We start from the raw sequence: 15,326 nt of genomic DNA on the forward strand, positions 1-15,326 counted from the left end.
GGTGACGTTCTCGATGGCGCCGCCGTTGACCAGCAGCGCGGCCCGGGTGAGCACTTCCTCGATGGTCGCCGCGGCGGAGGTGGCTGCCAGGGGGATGTTCGCGCCGTCGGCGAGGTTGGGGGTGTGGGGGTCCGGTGTGGCGGGTGGGGTGAGTCCGATGAAGACGTCGCCCATCGGGGTGGCGGAGCGTAGTTCGGCGGTGGTGCCCGCGGGCAGTGGCACCCCGGACCGGATGCGCATCGAGACGATCGCGGTGTAGTCCTTCGCCCGCATCGATTCGACCTGGCCGACATCGGCGCCGTTGAGGCGGACCTTTGCCTTGGTCGGCAGGTTGAGCGCGTTGGCGAAGGTGGCCGTCACGTGATAGCCCTCGACGCCCGGCGCCGGCAGCGGCATCTTGTCCAGACTCACCGCGCATCCGGTCACCGACAATGCCGTCGCCGAGACGGTCACCGCCGCGGCGACACCGAGAAGCCGCTGACGTGGGCCACGCTGCCCCGAGCCGAATTTCGTCGTCATAGTCTTGCCATCCCTGCTACTTCGGCGGTGCTCCCGCGATGACGGAGAGCATCTGGCCGATACCGAAATCGGGACCCATATCCCGCGGGGTCCCGGTCGCGCAGCCGAGTTCCTTCAGGTTCAGCAGATTGCACACGGTCTTCAGCATCTGCCCGTCCAGGAGGAACTTGTTCAGATCGACAGTGCCGCGCAAGGCGCGGGTGTTCGGATCGATCGCGTTGTAGGCGTTGTCGGTCACCAGCGGGAAGACGTCGAGGAATTCCGCGAGGTTGTCGTTGTAGTCCGCGAGCGACTTCGTCATCGTGTTCGCGTTTCCCGACAGCGTGTGGATGTTGCCCCGATTGCGTTCCAGCAGATCGGTCATCCGGGTCATGATCTCGTTCAGCTTCGCCCCGGTGTCGCCGGTGCCCAGGTTCTGGTCGGCGAGGATGTCGCTGAGTGTGTGTATGCCGGAACCGAAGTCGCGCAGGGCCTGATCGTTGCGGGACGCGGCGGCGGTGAGGGCGTCGAGATTCTGCACGACCTTGGTGACGGCCGCGCGGGTGGCCGCGCCGTTGTCGGGGCCCAGTTGCAGGGCGCGCGCCAGTTCGCTCATCGCGTCGCGCAGGCTGTCGCCGTTGCCGGCCGCGATCTGCGAGCCCACGTCCAGCAGCCCGGCGACCGGCCCCTGACCGTTCGGGTCCGTGCCGAGGGAGGTCGAGAGTTTGTCGGCCATCGACAGCAGGCTGTCGAATTCGACCGGCACCCGGGTGCGGTCGGCGGTCAGGACGGCGTGGTCGGCCAGGGCCGGGCCGCCCTTGTAGACGGGCGTGAATTCGATGTGCCGGTCGGTCAGCACCGAATCCGAGACGGTGACCGCCTTGGCGTCGGCGGGAATCTTGACCCACTTGTCGACGTCCATCGTGATGTCGACATGCGCCCCGCGCGGCTGGATGCCGGTGACCTTGCCGACCCTCATGCCCAGCACCGACACGGGATTGCCCACGTACAGGCCGTTGGCGTTGGCGAACTGCGCGGTCACCGTGATCGACGAATCGGTGATCCCGCCGAGCGGCCCGCTCGAACAGCCGGCCACCACCGCCCCCAGCAGCGCGACAGCCGCCAGCTTCACTCCTCGCAGCACATTACTCATTTGCAGTCCTGGAAGTACGTGGGCTGGTTGACCTTCTGCGCGTAGCCGCTCAGCGCGCACATGAACGAATCGATGAACGCGCCGTCGGGCCCGTTGCCCACCAGCTCCTGACCGGTCCCGGTGGCATTCGCGAACAGCCGCCACGGCACCGGCAGGATCTGCAGGATGTTGCGCAGCAGATCGTCGTGACCGGCGATCATCCCGGTCATCTCCGTCAGGTTGTCGAGCAGCTGCTGGATCTCCGGTTCGTCACCCACCGCGATCGGCTGCAGCTGCTGCACCAGGCCGGTCGCGGCGCGCAGCAGACTCTCGATGGCCTGCTGCCGGGAAATCAACTCCTGCAGCACGTTCCGGCCCTGGGCGACCATGCCCGCCAGTTCGCCCTGCTGTTCCCGCAGCACGGTGGTGACCTGGTCGGTGCTGGTCAGCAACTGCCCGATCTGCGCGCGCCGGTCGCCGATCACCGCGGCGAGGGTCTTCATGTTCTGCAACGTCTGCGGCATCAGCGCCGGAGCCCCGCGCAGTTGATCGGTCAATGCGCCCATCGTCTGCGCGACCCGGTCCGCGTCGATACTCGAGAAGGTCGTGGTGGCGTTCTGCAGCGCAGTCTCCAGGTCATAGGGAACCTCGGTGCGCGACAACGCGATCGCGTTGTCGCGCAGATGCCCCGATCCGGCGGGACGCAGCTCGACGTACCGCGAACCCAGCAGCGTCGTCAGTTTGATCGCCGCGCCGGTATCGGCCCCCAGCGGCAGGCCGCGGTTCAGCTTCATGGTTACCACGACGTGGTCGCCTGCCAGCTTCGTCCCGGTGACATTGCCGACCTCGATGCCGGCCAGCGTCACCCCGTCGCCGGCGCTCACCCCGGCGGCCTGCGCGAAGTCCGCTCGATAGGTCTCCTTGCCCAGGTGCAGCGAATTGACGAACACCGTCACCCCGACCACGACCGCGAGCACGACGACCGCGGTCAGGCCGATACGCAGCTTGCTCAGATCCTCCAGCGGACGCCCGCGCCCGCTCCGGCGCGGCAGGATTCGCTTCCCACTCACCATGGCCGCCTCACCTGCAGATCTCGGAGTTCTCGACGTGGCCGCTGGGCGTCGCCTGGCCCAGAATCGCCGACATGAGCGGATCGATTCCGGGGATCATGCTCACCTTCACCTCGCAGACGTAGGCATCGAGATACGAGCCGTTGCCGGTGATCCGGGCCAGGCCCTTCAGCAGGTACGGCAGGTTGAAGCCCACGTAGGCGAATCTGTCCTTGCCGTCGACGAAATGCTGGGCGAAGCCCGGCCGGCGATCGACGAACTGGTTCAGCGCGGGACTCGCACCGCGCACCACGTCCGCGGCCCGCCCCAGCGTGCCGGAGATCGCCTCGACCTGCCCGAACAATTCGTCGCGGTGCTGGGCCAGGCCGTCGAAGATCCGGTGGGTCTGCTGCAGCACCGTTTGCAGGTTGCCGCTCTGCCGCGACAGGTCGCCGAGCACCCCGCTGAGATTGTCGATGACCTGTCCCAGGATCTGGTCCGGACCGGCGAATGCCTGTGCGAGCGAGGCGGTTTCGGCGATCAGCGTGGTGATCGCGCCGTCGTCGCCCTGCAGCGACCGGACCACCGCCGCGCTGATGTTGTCGACCTGCTGCGGGTCCAGCACGCTGAACAGCGGCTCGAACCCGTTGAGCAGCTTGGAGATATCGAACGAGGGCTCGGTGTGCTCGACCGGGATCTGCCCGCCCGCCGGCAGCTTCCTCGGATCACCGAAGTCGCGCAGCGACAGCCCGACATACCGCTGCCCGATCAGATTCTGATACGTGACCGAGGCCGCCGTATTGCCGTAGACCGGCTGATCGCGCTGCACCTCGAAGGTGACCTTCGCGCGGACGCCGTCCAGGTCGACGGCCTGCACCCGGCCCACCCGCACCCCGGCCATGCGCACGTCGTCGCCGGCGTGCAGTCCGGACACGTCGGTGAAGATCGCCGAGTACGTCTCGGTCTGCCCGCTCACGCTGCGCGACAGCGTCACATACATGGACCAGGTCAGGCCGATCGACACCACCAGGAACAGGATCAGGCCCGCCAGCGGCTTGCGGTAGCTCATCGCGGCTCTCCTGTCGGAGCGGGGGCAGGGGCGGCGGGGACGGGTAGCGGTAGCGGAAAGCCCGGTAGCGCAGGCAGGCCCGGCAGCGGGGCGGGAGCGGCCGGGGCGGCTGGAGCCGGAGTGGCCGTCGCGTCGTTGCCCCGCAGTAGCGGCCCGAACAGCAGGTCGTTCGCGGCATTCGGCGGGATGCCGAGCAGCGCCGCGATCCGCTCCTGCTCCTGCCGGCTGCCGATCTCACCCACATTGCCGCCGATCAGGGTCGGAACCGCCCCGGGCGCCGCGTTCGGACCGATGATCGTGGTATTGCCGGGCGGGCCGGACGTGCAGCTGGGCCCCGCCAGGGTGCCGTAGCGCGGGCAGTCGGCGCGGGTGTACTGCCGGTGCGGCGTGAGCTCGAGGATGATCTTGGCGGTCATATTCTGATCGCCCTCGTCCCACAGCGTCTTGAAGTAATACGCCATCTGCGTCTGTGACGTCGCCATCTGGGCGAAGTTGGCGCTGCCGTCGCCGAGCGTGCCCAGCACCGGACCGATCTTCCCGGTGACGCCGGTGATCGTGTCGACCCTGTTCTCCAGGCCGCCCGCCACCGTCGACGAGGTGGCCAGTCCGGCGGACAGCAGGTTCGCCAGCTGCTCCCGGCTCTCCGCCACCGCGCGCATCGGGCCGACCGCGTTGTGCACCGCGCCGAGCAGATCGGGCGCCGAAGTCCGCAGGCCCGCAAGCGCGTTCGACAGCGCGTCCACCGTGGAGCCCGTCCCGTCCGGCGCCATGGCGGCGTTGAACGCCTGGGCGATCCGGGTCAGTTCGGCGCCCGCGCGGACCGCCTCCTCGCCGTGCCCGGCCGTGGCGCGTTCGACGACGGCCAGGATGCCCAGCGCCGGATCGGAGCTGGAACGCCCTGCCGCGGCGGCGATCCGGCTCAGCGCCGTGAGGGAGGTCTGCAACCGGACGGTCGCCTGGCTGCGATCCTCGGGGATGCGCGCGCCCGCGGCCAGCGGCGAGCCGCGGCCGTTGTAGACCAGCTGGATCGACGGCACCGCGAAGACGTTGCTGGGCACGACGCGGGCGGTCACCGTGGCCGGAATACCGGCCAGGGAACCGGGTTTCAGGTCGATGTGCACATGGTTGGGGCCGCCGTCGGTCGACGGGCTGACACTGTCGACCTGGCCGACCACGACGCCCTGATACTTCACATCCGATTTCGCCGGCAGTCCGTCGCCCACATTGACCAGTTCGGCCGTGACGCGCACGGTCTTCTCGAAGACGCCCTGGGACCTGGCGAGCATCAACCCGCCGACGACGGCGACGACCGCCAGGAAGGCGAGGCCGCGCAGCAGCAGGTTCCAGTTGGCCAGCACCTTGCCGTCTGATTCGAACGCAATCGACATCTGTTGCTACCCACTGATTCTCGCGCCGGCGTCGAAGCCCCACAGCGTCATCGTCATCAGCAGGTTCACGAAGATCATCACGGTGATGCTGGCGCGCATCGCGCGACCGGCCGCCACGCCGACGCCCTGCGGGCCGCCGGAGGCGTAGAAGCCGAAGTAGCACTGGATGGTCGTGGTGAGGATGACGAAGACGACGGCCTTCGACAGGGAATAGAGGATGTCCGTGCCGCTGAGCACGAGCCGGAAGTAGTGCTCGTAGGTCCCCGGCGACTGCCCGCCCGAGAGGCCGACGACGATCTCCACGGCCAGATAGCTGAAGGCCAGGCAGGCCAGGTACAGGGGAACCATCGCCACGATCGAGGCCAGCATCCGGGTGGTGACCAGATACGGGATCGGGCGGATCGCGATCGCGTCGAGCGCGTCGATCTCCTCCGCGATGCGCATGGATCCCAGCTGCGCGGTGAAGCGACAGCCCGCCTGCGCGGCGAAGGCGATGGAGGCCATGATCGGCGCGAGTTCGCGGGTCGCGGCCGTCGAGGCGATCATGCCGGTGGCAGGGGCCATGCCCAGCAGCTTCAGCGCGCTGAAACCCTCGATCCCGACGATCGCCCCGGCCGCCGCGCCGAGGACGAGGATGACCTGCCCGGTGCCGCCGCCGACGACGATGGAGCCGTTGCCCCACGTGACGTTCGACAGCATCTTCAGGAACTCGGCGCGATAGTGCCGCAGCACCACCGGAATTCCGCCCAGCACCCGCAGGAAGAACGTCGCCATGTACCCGAGCCGCATGACGGGAGCCGAGACCGCGGCTCCGGCGACGAGGACGGGCCGCACTCCGGGCGGGTAGTAACGGGAGGCCATCAGAGCGTCGTCCTCGGGAACAGCAGGGTGTACAGCTCGGTGAAACCGGCGTTCACCAGCATCAGCAGGATGATCGAGGCGACGACCGCGGCATTGACCGAGTTGGCCACGCCGCCCGGCCCGCCCTTGGTGTTCAGGCCCTTCTCACACGAGACGATGGTGACGATGACGCCGAACACCACGGCCTTGACCATCGCCAGCCACAGATCGCCGACCCTGGCGAAGGACGAGAAGGTGGCCAGGTAGCTGCCGGGCGTGCCGTCCTGGATGTAGACGTTGAACAGGTAGCCCGCCAGGAAGCCGACGAAGGCGCTCAGGCCCGTCAGCCCGAGGGCGACGACGACGCCGGCCGCGAGCCGGGGCACCACCAGCGCGCGCAGCGCCGAGACCCCCATGACCTCCATGGCGTCGATCTCCTCGCGGATCTTGCGCGCGCCGAGGTCCGAGCAGATGGCCGAGCCCACCGCAGCCGCCAGCAGAATGGCCGTGACCAGCGGCGCGGCCTGCCGGATCACCGCCAGGCCGCCCGCGGCGCCGGCCAGCGAGGTCGCCCCGACCTGGCCGGCCAGCAGTCCGAACTGGATGGACATGGTCGCGCTGATCGGCAGCGCCACCGCGATGGTCGGGATGTAGGCGGTCTTGGCCATGAAGACGGCCTGCTGGACGAATTCGCGGAACGGGAACCGGCCCCGGGCGATATCGACGAACAGGTACTGGATGGCCCGTACCCCCAGAACGAACTGTCCCCCAACGGTTTCGAGGGAGGCACCGGGGTGGCGGCGGAGGTACCCGCCGACCCACTCCTTGATCTCACGGACCGCGGATCGCCCGGCGATCCGGTCCGGGGTGACCGACGGCGCGGCCGTCACGTTCCGGCTTCCTTCGTGACGGGGTTCGTGGCGTCGATCATCGTTCCCTCCCTGATGCCCGATGGACGCGTGTGCCGCGACCGGGACGGCGGCCCGTGGTGCACGGTGCTGAACACTCGCTCAGCACCAGGGCCGCGCACCTGTGTAGCATCTGCTCCCAGGGCGGTCAAGATCGTCACCGACATCCCGCCTCCTCGTCGAGTCGGAAAGTTTCATTCTCACTTTCGGAGAATGATACATTCGTCACACGAGGACTGTAGCAACATTCCGACCTCGGCAACACCCTCGACATCCGGCCGCGCGAGCGGTCCGGCGTCGCGTGGGCAGAGTGCCACAGAGACACTTCCGGCCGGGCCCGCCGACCATACTTGAGAGTATCGTTCTCACACTTGCAATTCAGATTCTTCCATCAGCGCCGGTCGCCCGGACCGCGCGCAGGCAGAACGCGGTGATCCGGTCGACGTCGGACGGGGCCGGTTCGATCCGCCGCCACAGGAACTCCGCGAGTTTGCCGACCATCGCGTGACCCGCCAGGGACGCGTCGAATTCCGGTGTGGCACTGCCGAGTTCGGCGAACGGCTCGTGCAGTAGTTCGGCCAGGCGCGCTCCGGCGGTCCCCGCCCCCGACACCACGCCCTGGCCCGATCCGCTCGAGTTCCACAGCACCGCGCGGGTCGTCGCGGCGATCTCCGTACCGGCCTGCAGCAGGATCGCCGTCACCCACGCCCGGACCCGGTCCGCCGGCGTGGACGCCTTGCCCATCCGGTGCGCGACATAGCCGTACAGGCGTTCGGTTCCGTCCTCCAGCAGCGCCGCGACCAGCGCGTCCTTGGACCGGAAATGGCGGTAGAACGCGTCGTTGGACAGCCCGGCCGCCGCGACGATATCGGCCACCCGCGGCGCCGACGCGGTACCGGCCGCCCGCATCAACTCCAGCGCGGCGTCGAGCAACCGGCGGACCTCCCCCGTGTAGTCCGCCTCCCGCTCCGCCAGCGACCTGCGCGCGATGCCCCCGGCCACATCCCGCGGCACGGTCACGGCCGCACCGCCGAATGCCCAGTCCCCGTTGTCATATCGCCCATCCCTTACCGATCGAATCCCATCTAAGAATTGCGTTCTTCACTTAGAGAAGTCTATTCTCTCATATCGAGAGGAGGGCGCAACATGGCGTGGGACTTCGACACCGACCCCGGCTACCGGGCGCAGCTGGACTGGGCCGACGAGTTCGTCCGCGAGCAGGTCGAACCGCTGGATCTGGTGTGGCCACACGAGCAGTTCGTGCCGCTGGACGGCGGCCGGCGCGCGGCGATCGAACCGCTCAAACAGGAGGTGCGCGAGCACAAGCTGTGGGCCACCCACCTGACGCCCGAGCTGGGCGGCCAGGGCTACGGGCAGCTGAAACTGGCACTGCTCAACGAGATCCTCGGCCGCTCGTCGTGGGCGCCGATCGTCTTCGGCTGCCAGGCCCCCGACACCGGCAACGCGGAGATCATCGCCCATTACGGCACGGCCGAGCAGAAGGAACGCTATCTGCGGCCGTTGCTCGACGGTGAACTGTTCTCCTGCTACTCGATGACCGAACCGCAGGCGGGGGCCGATCCGGCGCACTTCACCACCCGCGCGGTGCGCGACGGCGACGACTGGGTCATCGACGGCTGGAAGTTCTTCTCCTCCAACGCCCGGACGGCGTCGTTCCTGATCGTCATGGCGGTCACGAATCCGGATGTCGCGGTGTACCAGGGGATGTCGATGTTCCTGGTGCCCGCGGACACTCCGGGCATCGAGATCGTCCGCGACGTCGGGCTGTACGGCGAACCCGACAACGGTGGCCAGCACGCGCTGATCCACTACGACGGCGTGCGGGTGCCCGCGGAGGCGCTGCTCGGCGGGGAGGGCAAGGCGTTCGCGATCGCCCAGACCCGGCTCGGCGGCGGGCGCATCCACCACGCCATGCGCACCATCGGCCTGGCCCGCGCCGCGCTGGACATGATGTGCGAGCGCGCCCTGAGCCGCGAGACCGCGGGCAGCCGGCTGGCCGACAAGCAGTTCGTGCAGGGCTACATCGCCGACTCCTACGCGCAGTTGCAGCAGTTCCGGCTGTTCGTGCTCTACACCGCCTGGGAGATCGACAAGTACAACGACTACAAGAAGGTGCGCAAGGACATCGCCGCGGTGAAGGTCGTCATGCCCACCGTGCTGCACGACATCGCCTGGCGCGCCATGCAGGTGCACGGCGCGCTCGGCGTCACCAACGAGATGCCGTTCTTCCGGATGATCCACGGCGCGGGCGTCATGGGACTGGCCGACGGGCCCACCGAGGTGCACAAGGGAACCGTCGCCAAGCAGGTGCTGCGCGACTACGCCCCCGCCGACGGCATGTGGCCGAGTGAGTGGATCCCGCGCAAACGCGAAGCGGCCCTTGCCAAGTACGCGAGTTATCTGGAGCACGAGGTGGGGAACCGATGAGCACCGAATCCGCCCTGGACACCGCGCGGCTGGCCGACTGGATGGACCGCGAGGGACTGTCCGGTGCGGGAGAACCGCTGCGGACCCGTTTCCTGTCCGGTGGCACCCAGAACGAGATCTACGAGCTGCGCCGCGGCGAGCACCACAGCGTGCTGCGGATTCCGCCGCCGGCCGCACCGGCGGACCGCGACAAGGGAATCCTGCGGGAGTGGCGCATCATCGACGCGCTGGACGGGACCGACGTACCGCACACGCCCGCGGTCGCGGTGTGCACCGACACCGGCGTGCTGGGCCGCACGTTCTATCTGATGGGCTTCGTGGACGGCTGGTCCCCGATGGACCATCAGGAGGCCTGGCCGGAGCCCTTCGACACCGACCTGCGGGCGCGCGGGGAGCTGGCCTATCAGCTGGCAGAGGGGATCGCGCTGCTGTCCAGGGTCGACTGGCGGGCCGCGGGGCTGCACGACCTCGGCCGCCCCGACGGCTTCCACGAACGCCAGGTCGACCGCTGGACAACGTTTTTCGACCGGATCCGCGGCCGCGACCTGGACGGCATGGACGCGGCCACCCGCTGGCTGCGCGCCCGCCGGCCGCTGGACTACGTCCCGGGCGTGATGCACGGCGACTACCAGTTCGCCAACGTCATGTACCGGGCGGGTGCGCCCGCGCGGCTGGCGGCCATCGTCGACTGGGAGATGGGCACGGTCGGCGACCCGAAACTCGACCTGGCCTGGATGCTGCAGGACTGGCCCGCGGATCCGCACGCGCCCGAGGCGCGCGACAACGGCTACGTGGACATGTACGCCATGCCCACCCGGGATCAGGTGGCCGCCCATTACGCCGAGGTGTCCGGCCGCCAGGTCGACGATCTCGACTACTACCTGGTGCTGGCGAAATGGAAGCTCGCGATCGTGCTCGAACAGGGCTTCCAGCGCGCGGGCGACAACGTGAAACTGCAGGCCTTCGGCGCGATCGTGCCCGAACTCATGCGCTCCGCCGCGGAACTCGCCGAGACGAGTGAGTACTGAACATGAGCGACCAGGATGTTTACATCGACCAGGACGGGCCGGTGCTGACCGTACGGCTGAACCGGCCCGCGGCACGCAACGCCCTGACGATTCCGATGATGCGCGCCGTCGGGGCGGCCGCCACGGCGGCCGAGGGTGATCCGGGGATTCGCGCGCTGGTGCTGACCGGATCCGGTGACCGGGCCTTTTGCGCCGGAATGGATCTGCGCGCCTTCGCCGAAGGCGACGCCTTCGACGCGAGCGATCCGGATATCGTGGCCTACGGCAGACTCGCGCACGGTGAGCTGGCGGTCCCGGTGATCGGCGGCGCCAACGGATCGGCGGTGGGTGGCGGGCTGGAGTTGCTGCTCGGCGCGGACATCATCGTCGCGTCGTCGGCCGCTAAATTCGCGCTCCCCGAGGTGAAGCGCGGACTGTTCCCGGGTGGCGGCGGCACCGCGCTCGGCACCCGCATCCCGCTGGGTGTGGCGCTGGAGATGACCCTGACCGGTGATCCGATCACCGCGGCGCGGGGCTACGAACTCGGACTGGTCAATGCCGTCGTCGAGCCGGAACAGGTGGCGGCGGCCGCGCGGGAGTTCGCGGACCGGGTCGCGGCCAACGCACCGCTCGGCCTGGCCGCCTGCAAGGAACTCGTCCGGCTCGGCGTCACCGACGCCGCGCGGGCCGAGGAACTGCTGCCGCGGTGGCAGGTCGCCGTATTCAGCAGCGACGACGCCAAGGAGGGCGCTCGCGCGTTCGTGGAGAAGCGCGCACCGGTCTGGCGGGGGCTGTGAGATGCGCGCCGCCGTCTGCCCGGCGTACGGATCTCCGGACGTCGTTCGGCTGCAAGACCTTCCGTCGCCACAGCCGGGGCCGGGCCAAGTACAGGTGCGGGTCGCCGCCGCGGCCGTCAACTTTCCGGACGTCCTGTTGATCGCCGATCGGTACCAGCTCAGCGTGCCGCCGCCGTTCGTGCCGGGCAGCGAATTCGCCGGAGTCGTCACCGCGGCCGGAGTCGATGTCGTGGGCGTGGCCGTCGGTGACCGGGTCGCCGGGACCGTGCTCAGCGGCGCCTTCGCCGAGGAGGTGGTCGCCGATTCCGGTGCCGTGCGCCGGATTCCGGACGGTGTCGACGATTTCACCGCGGCCGCTTTCGGGGTGGCGCATCGGACGGCCTATCACGTGCTACGGTCCGTCTGCCGGGTACGGCGCGGCAACCGGGTGATCGTGCTCGGCGCGGGCGGCGGGGTCGGGCTGGCCACGGTGCAGCTGGCGACGCTGCTGGGCGCGGAGGTCACCGCGGTCGCCTCGACGGCGGCCAAACTCGAGGCGGCGGCGGCCTGCGGCGCGCGACACCTCGTCGACCACGGGACGATCGCGCCGGGCCCCGACCGGAAGAGCCTGCTGCGGAAGGAACTTCGCGGCGTACTGCCCGACGGCGCGCACGCGGTGGTCGACCCGGTGGGCGGGGATCTCGCCGAACCCGCGCTGCGCTCGCTGAGCCGCGGCGGACGGTTCGTCACCGTCGGGTACGCCTCCGGCGACATCCCCGCCATCCCGCTCAATCTCGTCCTGGTCAAGGGTGTGCGGATCCTGGGCTTCCAGTTCCGCGATATGGACGGGGCGGAAATGCGCCGCAACGAGGACGAACTCGCCGCCCTGCTGGCCACCGGCCGCGTCCGCCCGCACATCGGCGCGACCTATCCGCTGGCGGATACCGCGGGCGCGCTGCGCCGGGTCGCCGACGGGGGCGCCGTCGGCAAGGTCGTCATCGACATTGACTACGGCACCCACTCATGGAAATCTAGTGGTTAGAAATTGAGAATGTAATTCTCTCGAGAGGAGGGCTGATGCGCGTCCCCCCGCTTCCGGCCGATCAATGGGACGACCGGACCCGTGCGGCGTTGCGGCCGCTACTCCCCCGTGAACGCCGGAATCCGGACGGCGCCGGGCCCGCGATGTCGGCGCTCGTCCGGCATCCGGACCTGGCCGAGGCCTTCCTGAACTTCGGTGTCTACCTGCTGTTCCGGTCCAGTCTCCCGCCGCGCGTGCGGGAGCTGGCGGTGCTGCGCGTGGCGCACCTCAGCGGGTGCGCCTACGAGTGGAAAAGCCACGTGGACATCGCGCCCCAGGCGGGCGTCACCGCCGAGGACATCGCCGGCGTCCAGCGCGGACGGCTGGCCGACGCCTTCGAGCAGGCGGTGCTCGACGCGGTGAGCGAACTGCGCGAGCACTCCGAACTGTCGGATGCGGTCTGGGCCGCGCTCGGCGAGCGGCTCGACGAGCAGCAGCGCATGGATCTGATCTTCACCGTCGGCGGCTACAACCTGATGGCCATGGCCTTCAACACCTTCGGTGTACAGCCGAAAGAAGGTCTCCACGAGGGGCAGCCGAAAGAAGGTCTGCACGAGGGGCAGCCGAAAGAGGGTCTCCACGAGGCGCGGCCGAAGGACGGCCGCCACGACGCCACCCCACACATCGACCGAGAGCAGGTGGTCTGAAATGCCCAAGGGCTACGTCATCTTCACCGAAGCCGTCAAGGATCCCGAGGGCATGAAGGCCTACGCGAAGGCCGCCGGTCCGGCGACCAGCGGCGTGCGGGTGCTCGCGGTGGACTCGAATCCGGAGACCCTGGAGGGCGACTGGCACGGCGACCAGACCGTGATCCTCGAATTCGACTCGGTCGAGGCCGCCCGGGCCTGGTACAACTCCCCCGAATACGGGAAGGCCAAACCGCTGCGGCAGGCCGCGGCCGACACCAATGTCGCGATCATCTCCGGGTTGTGAGCCGCATGCTGACCCTCAGAGCGGCGGGGATGCTGGACGTCGAGGCCGGTGAGATCGTCCGGCCCGGCATCCTGCGGATCGACGGCGACCGGATCGCGGGTGTCGGCGGGGCGGCGCGCGCCGACACCGACGAGGTCGTCGACCTCGGTGACACGGTGCTGCTGCCCGGCCTGATGGATATGGAGGTCAACCTCCTGATGGGCGGCCGCGGCGAGACCGGCCTGTCCTCCAGCGTGAAGGACGATCCGGCGCTGCGCATGCTGCGCGCGGTCGGCAATTCTCGCCGCACCCTGCGCGCCGGATTCACGACCGTCCGCAACCTCGGCCTGTTCGTCAAGACCGGCGGCTACCTGCTGGACGTGGCGCTGGGCAAGGCGATCGATCAGGGCTGGATCGAGGGGCCGCGCATCGTCCCCGCCGGTCACGCCATCACGCCGACCGGCGGCCACCTGGACCCGACCATGTTCTCCGCCTTCGCCCCCGACGTCCTGAAGCTGACCCTCGAGGAGGGCATCGCCAACGGCGTCGACGAGGTGCGCAAGGCGGTGCGCTATCAGATCAAGCACGGCGCCCAGCTGATCAAGATCTGCGTCTCCGGCGGTGTCATGTCACTCACCGGAGCGCCTGGGGCGCAGCACTATTCGGATGAGGAACTGCTCGCGATCGTCGACGAGGCGCACCGGCGCGGGCTCAAGGTCGCCGCGCACACACACGGCGCGGACGCGGTGAAACACGCGGTGGCCGCCGGGATCGACTGCATCGAACACGGTTTCCTCATCGACGACGAGACCATAAAGCTGATGGTCGAGGCGAATACCTGGCTGGTCCCGACCACCCGGCTGGCCGACGCCATGGACGTGTCCAAGGCCGATCCGGCGTTGCAGGCCAAGGCGGCCGAGATGTTCCCCAAGGCGCGCGCCTCGGTGCGCGCGGCCTACGAGGCGGGCGTGCGGATCGCCGTCGGCACCGACGCGCCCGCGATTCCGCACGGGCGCAACGCCGACGAGCTGGTGGCCCTGGTCGAGCGCGGCCTCAGCCCGGCCGACGTGCTGCGGGCGGCGACGGTCAACGCGGCCGATCTCATCGACGCGCCCGATCGCGGCCGCCTGGCCGAGGGGTTGCTCGCCGACGTCATCGCGGTGCCCGGAGATCCGTTGCAGGACATGAGCGTCACGCGGGACGTGCGCTTCGTGATGAAAGGCGGCAAGACGTATGTCGACAAGCGATGACCTGCTCGAACTCCAGCAGTTGCTGGCCCGGTACGCGGTAACCATCACCAAGGGCGATATCGACGGCCTGCTCGCGGTGTTCACCCCCGACGGCACCTACAGCGCCTTCGGCGACACCTACACCCTGGACCTGTTCCCGGAGCTCGTCGCGGCCGCGCCGAAGGGCCTATTCCTCACCGGCACACCGGTTCTCGACATCGACGGCGACGCCGCCACCGGCACCCAGCCGCTGTGCTTCATCGACCACAGCACCCACGACATGCGCATCGGCTACTACACCGACACCTACGCCCGGACACCGGACGGCTGGCGCATCGCGACCCGGCGCATGACGTTCATCCGCCGCAACGGAGACCACGATTCGGGCATTCCCCATGCCTTCGAGCGGACCCGCAGCTGAAAGGCGTTGCTGCGGGAAACAGAACGACGACACCGCCGCGGGAAACAGAACGGGACACCGCCGCGGAAACAGAACGACAGCATCCGCTGCGGCACAACAGAATTCGAAATTAGGAAACACGGAGGACGCCCGATGGCGAATGCACTCGCGCCGGAGGTCTCGACCTGGCCCGCGGAGAATCCGCAGTTGATCGGCAGCCGCTGCGGCGCGTGCGCCGCGACCACCTGGCCCCGCCAGCCGCGCTGCCCGCGGTGCAGCGCCGCCGAGATGAGCGATCTGCTGTTGCCGCGCCGCGGCACGCTGGTGGCCTGGACGACACAGGGTTTCGTTCCCAAGCTGCCCTACGCGGGCAAGGAGAACGCCGACAACTTCGAGCCGTTCGGCATCGGCCTCGTCCAGCTCGGCGACGACGTGCGCGTCGAGACCCGGCTGACGACCGCCGATCCGCAGGTCCTGCGCGTCGGCATGGACGTCGCGCTGACATTCGTCCCGCTGTACGTGGACGACGCCGGGGACGAGGTCCTCACGTGCGCGTTCGCGCCGGCCTGAGACAGATCAGCACGAAGGA

16 protein-coding genes and 1 pseudogene are annotated in these 15,326 nt (G+C 69.0%); 9 read left to right on the plus strand and 8 right to left on the minus strand.

From position 1 onward, the window contains the following. The 8 genes from ON41_RS19125 to ON41_RS19160 form a co-directional block, all read right to left on the minus strand. Positions 1-519, minus strand: a 519-nt coding sequence (locus ON41_RS19125) for an MlaD family protein (RefSeq protein WP_157185536.1), incomplete at its 3' end; no start/stop codon positions are given. 16 nt (positions 520-535) lie between these two features. Next, entirely contained in the window at positions 536-1,651 is a 1,116-nt protein-coding gene (locus ON41_RS19130; protein ID WP_051161894.1) for an MCE family protein, read from the minus strand. Continuing rightward, positions 1,648-2,700, minus strand: a complete 1,053-nt coding sequence (locus tag ON41_RS19135) for an MCE family protein (RefSeq protein WP_246829558.1) — start codon at positions 2,698-2,700, stop codon at positions 1,648-1,650. Before ON41_RS19135 ends, ON41_RS19130 begins: the two co-directional genes overlap by 4 nt. Positions 2,701-2,710: 10 nt before the next feature. Continuing rightward, entirely contained in the window at positions 2,711-3,748 is a 1,038-nt protein-coding gene (locus ON41_RS19140; RefSeq protein ID WP_040749061.1) for an MCE family protein, read from the minus strand. Next, positions 3,745-5,136, minus strand: coding sequence for an MlaD family protein (locus ON41_RS19145; protein WP_051161896.1), 1,392 nt, complete (start codon positions 5,134-5,136; stop codon positions 3,745-3,747). The genes ON41_RS19140 and ON41_RS19145 overlap by 4 nt, the downstream gene beginning before the upstream one ends. Before the next feature lie 6 nt (positions 5,137-5,142). Further along, the gene (locus ON41_RS19150) at positions 5,143-5,997 is read right to left on the minus strand and encodes an ABC transporter permease (protein ID WP_040749062.1); all 855 of its coding nucleotides are present in this window, start codon (positions 5,995-5,997) and stop codon (positions 5,143-5,145) included. Next, a complete protein-coding gene (locus tag ON41_RS19155; RefSeq protein ID WP_051161897.1) occupies positions 5,997-6,866 on the minus strand; it encodes an MlaE family ABC transporter permease in 870 nt (289 codons plus the stop codon). The genes ON41_RS19150 and ON41_RS19155 overlap by 1 nt, the downstream gene beginning before the upstream one ends. A 396-nt stretch (positions 6,867-7,262) precedes the next feature. Beyond that, on the minus strand, positions 7,263-7,904 hold the full coding sequence (locus ON41_RS19160) for a TetR/AcrR family transcriptional regulator (protein ID WP_040749063.1): 642 nt from the start codon (positions 7,902-7,904) through the stop codon (positions 7,263-7,265). Between the two features lie 126 nt (positions 7,905-8,030). Here ON41_RS19160 and ON41_RS19165 point away from each other — a divergent pair, with 126 nt between their 5' ends. From ON41_RS19165 to ON41_RS19205, 9 genes and pseudogenes are all read left to right on the plus strand, one after another. After that, on the plus strand, positions 8,031-9,332 hold the full coding sequence (locus tag ON41_RS19165) for an acyl-CoA dehydrogenase family protein (RefSeq protein WP_040749064.1): 1,302 nt from the start codon (positions 8,031-8,033) through the stop codon (positions 9,330-9,332). After that, positions 9,329-10,360: a phosphotransferase family protein gene (locus tag ON41_RS19170; protein WP_040749065.1), complete on the plus strand. Its 1,032-nt coding sequence runs from the start codon at positions 9,329-9,331 to the stop codon at positions 10,358-10,360. Before ON41_RS19165 ends, ON41_RS19170 begins: the two co-directional genes overlap by 4 nt. Positions 10,361-10,362: 2 nt before the next feature. Next, positions 10,363-11,136, plus strand: coding sequence for an enoyl-CoA hydratase/isomerase family protein (locus tag ON41_RS19175; RefSeq protein ID WP_040749066.1), 774 nt, complete (start codon positions 10,363-10,365; stop codon positions 11,134-11,136). 1 nt (position 11,137) lies between these two features. Next, a complete protein-coding gene (locus tag ON41_RS19180; protein ID WP_051161900.1) occupies positions 11,138-12,157 on the plus strand; it encodes an NADPH:quinone oxidoreductase family protein in 1,020 nt (339 codons plus the stop codon). A gap of 35 nt (positions 12,158-12,192) precedes the next feature. Next, a pseudogene (locus ON41_RS19185) lies at positions 12,193-12,714 on the plus strand (carboxymuconolactone decarboxylase family protein); the annotation flags it as partial. 130 nt (positions 12,715-12,844) lie between these two features. Next, positions 12,845-13,129, plus strand: coding sequence for a DUF1330 domain-containing protein (locus ON41_RS19190; protein WP_040749067.1), 285 nt, complete (start codon positions 12,845-12,847; stop codon positions 13,127-13,129). Between the two features lie 5 nt (positions 13,130-13,134). After that, the gene (locus ON41_RS19195) at positions 13,135-14,358 is read left to right on the plus strand and encodes a metal-dependent hydrolase family protein (RefSeq protein ID WP_040749152.1); all 1,224 of its coding nucleotides are present in this window, start codon (positions 13,135-13,137) and stop codon (positions 14,356-14,358) included. Next, positions 14,342-14,758 (plus strand): nuclear transport factor 2 family protein, encoded by a 417-nt coding sequence (locus tag ON41_RS19200; protein ID WP_040749068.1) that lies wholly within the window; start codon positions 14,342-14,344, stop codon positions 14,756-14,758. The genes ON41_RS19195 and ON41_RS19200 overlap by 17 nt, the downstream gene beginning before the upstream one ends. A 132-nt stretch (positions 14,759-14,890) precedes the next feature. After that, positions 14,891-15,307 carry a Zn-ribbon domain-containing OB-fold protein gene (locus ON41_RS19205; RefSeq protein ID WP_040749069.1) on the plus strand — a complete coding sequence of 139 codons (417 nt, stop codon included), beginning with the start codon at positions 14,891-14,893 and terminating at the stop codon, positions 15,305-15,307. Positions 15,308-15,326: the final 19 nt, after the last annotated feature.

This window comes from Nocardia transvalensis NBRC 15921, from assembly GCF_000308875.1.
Classification (GTDB): Bacteria; Actinomycetota; Actinomycetes; order Mycobacteriales; family Mycobacteriaceae; genus Nocardia; species Nocardia transvalensis.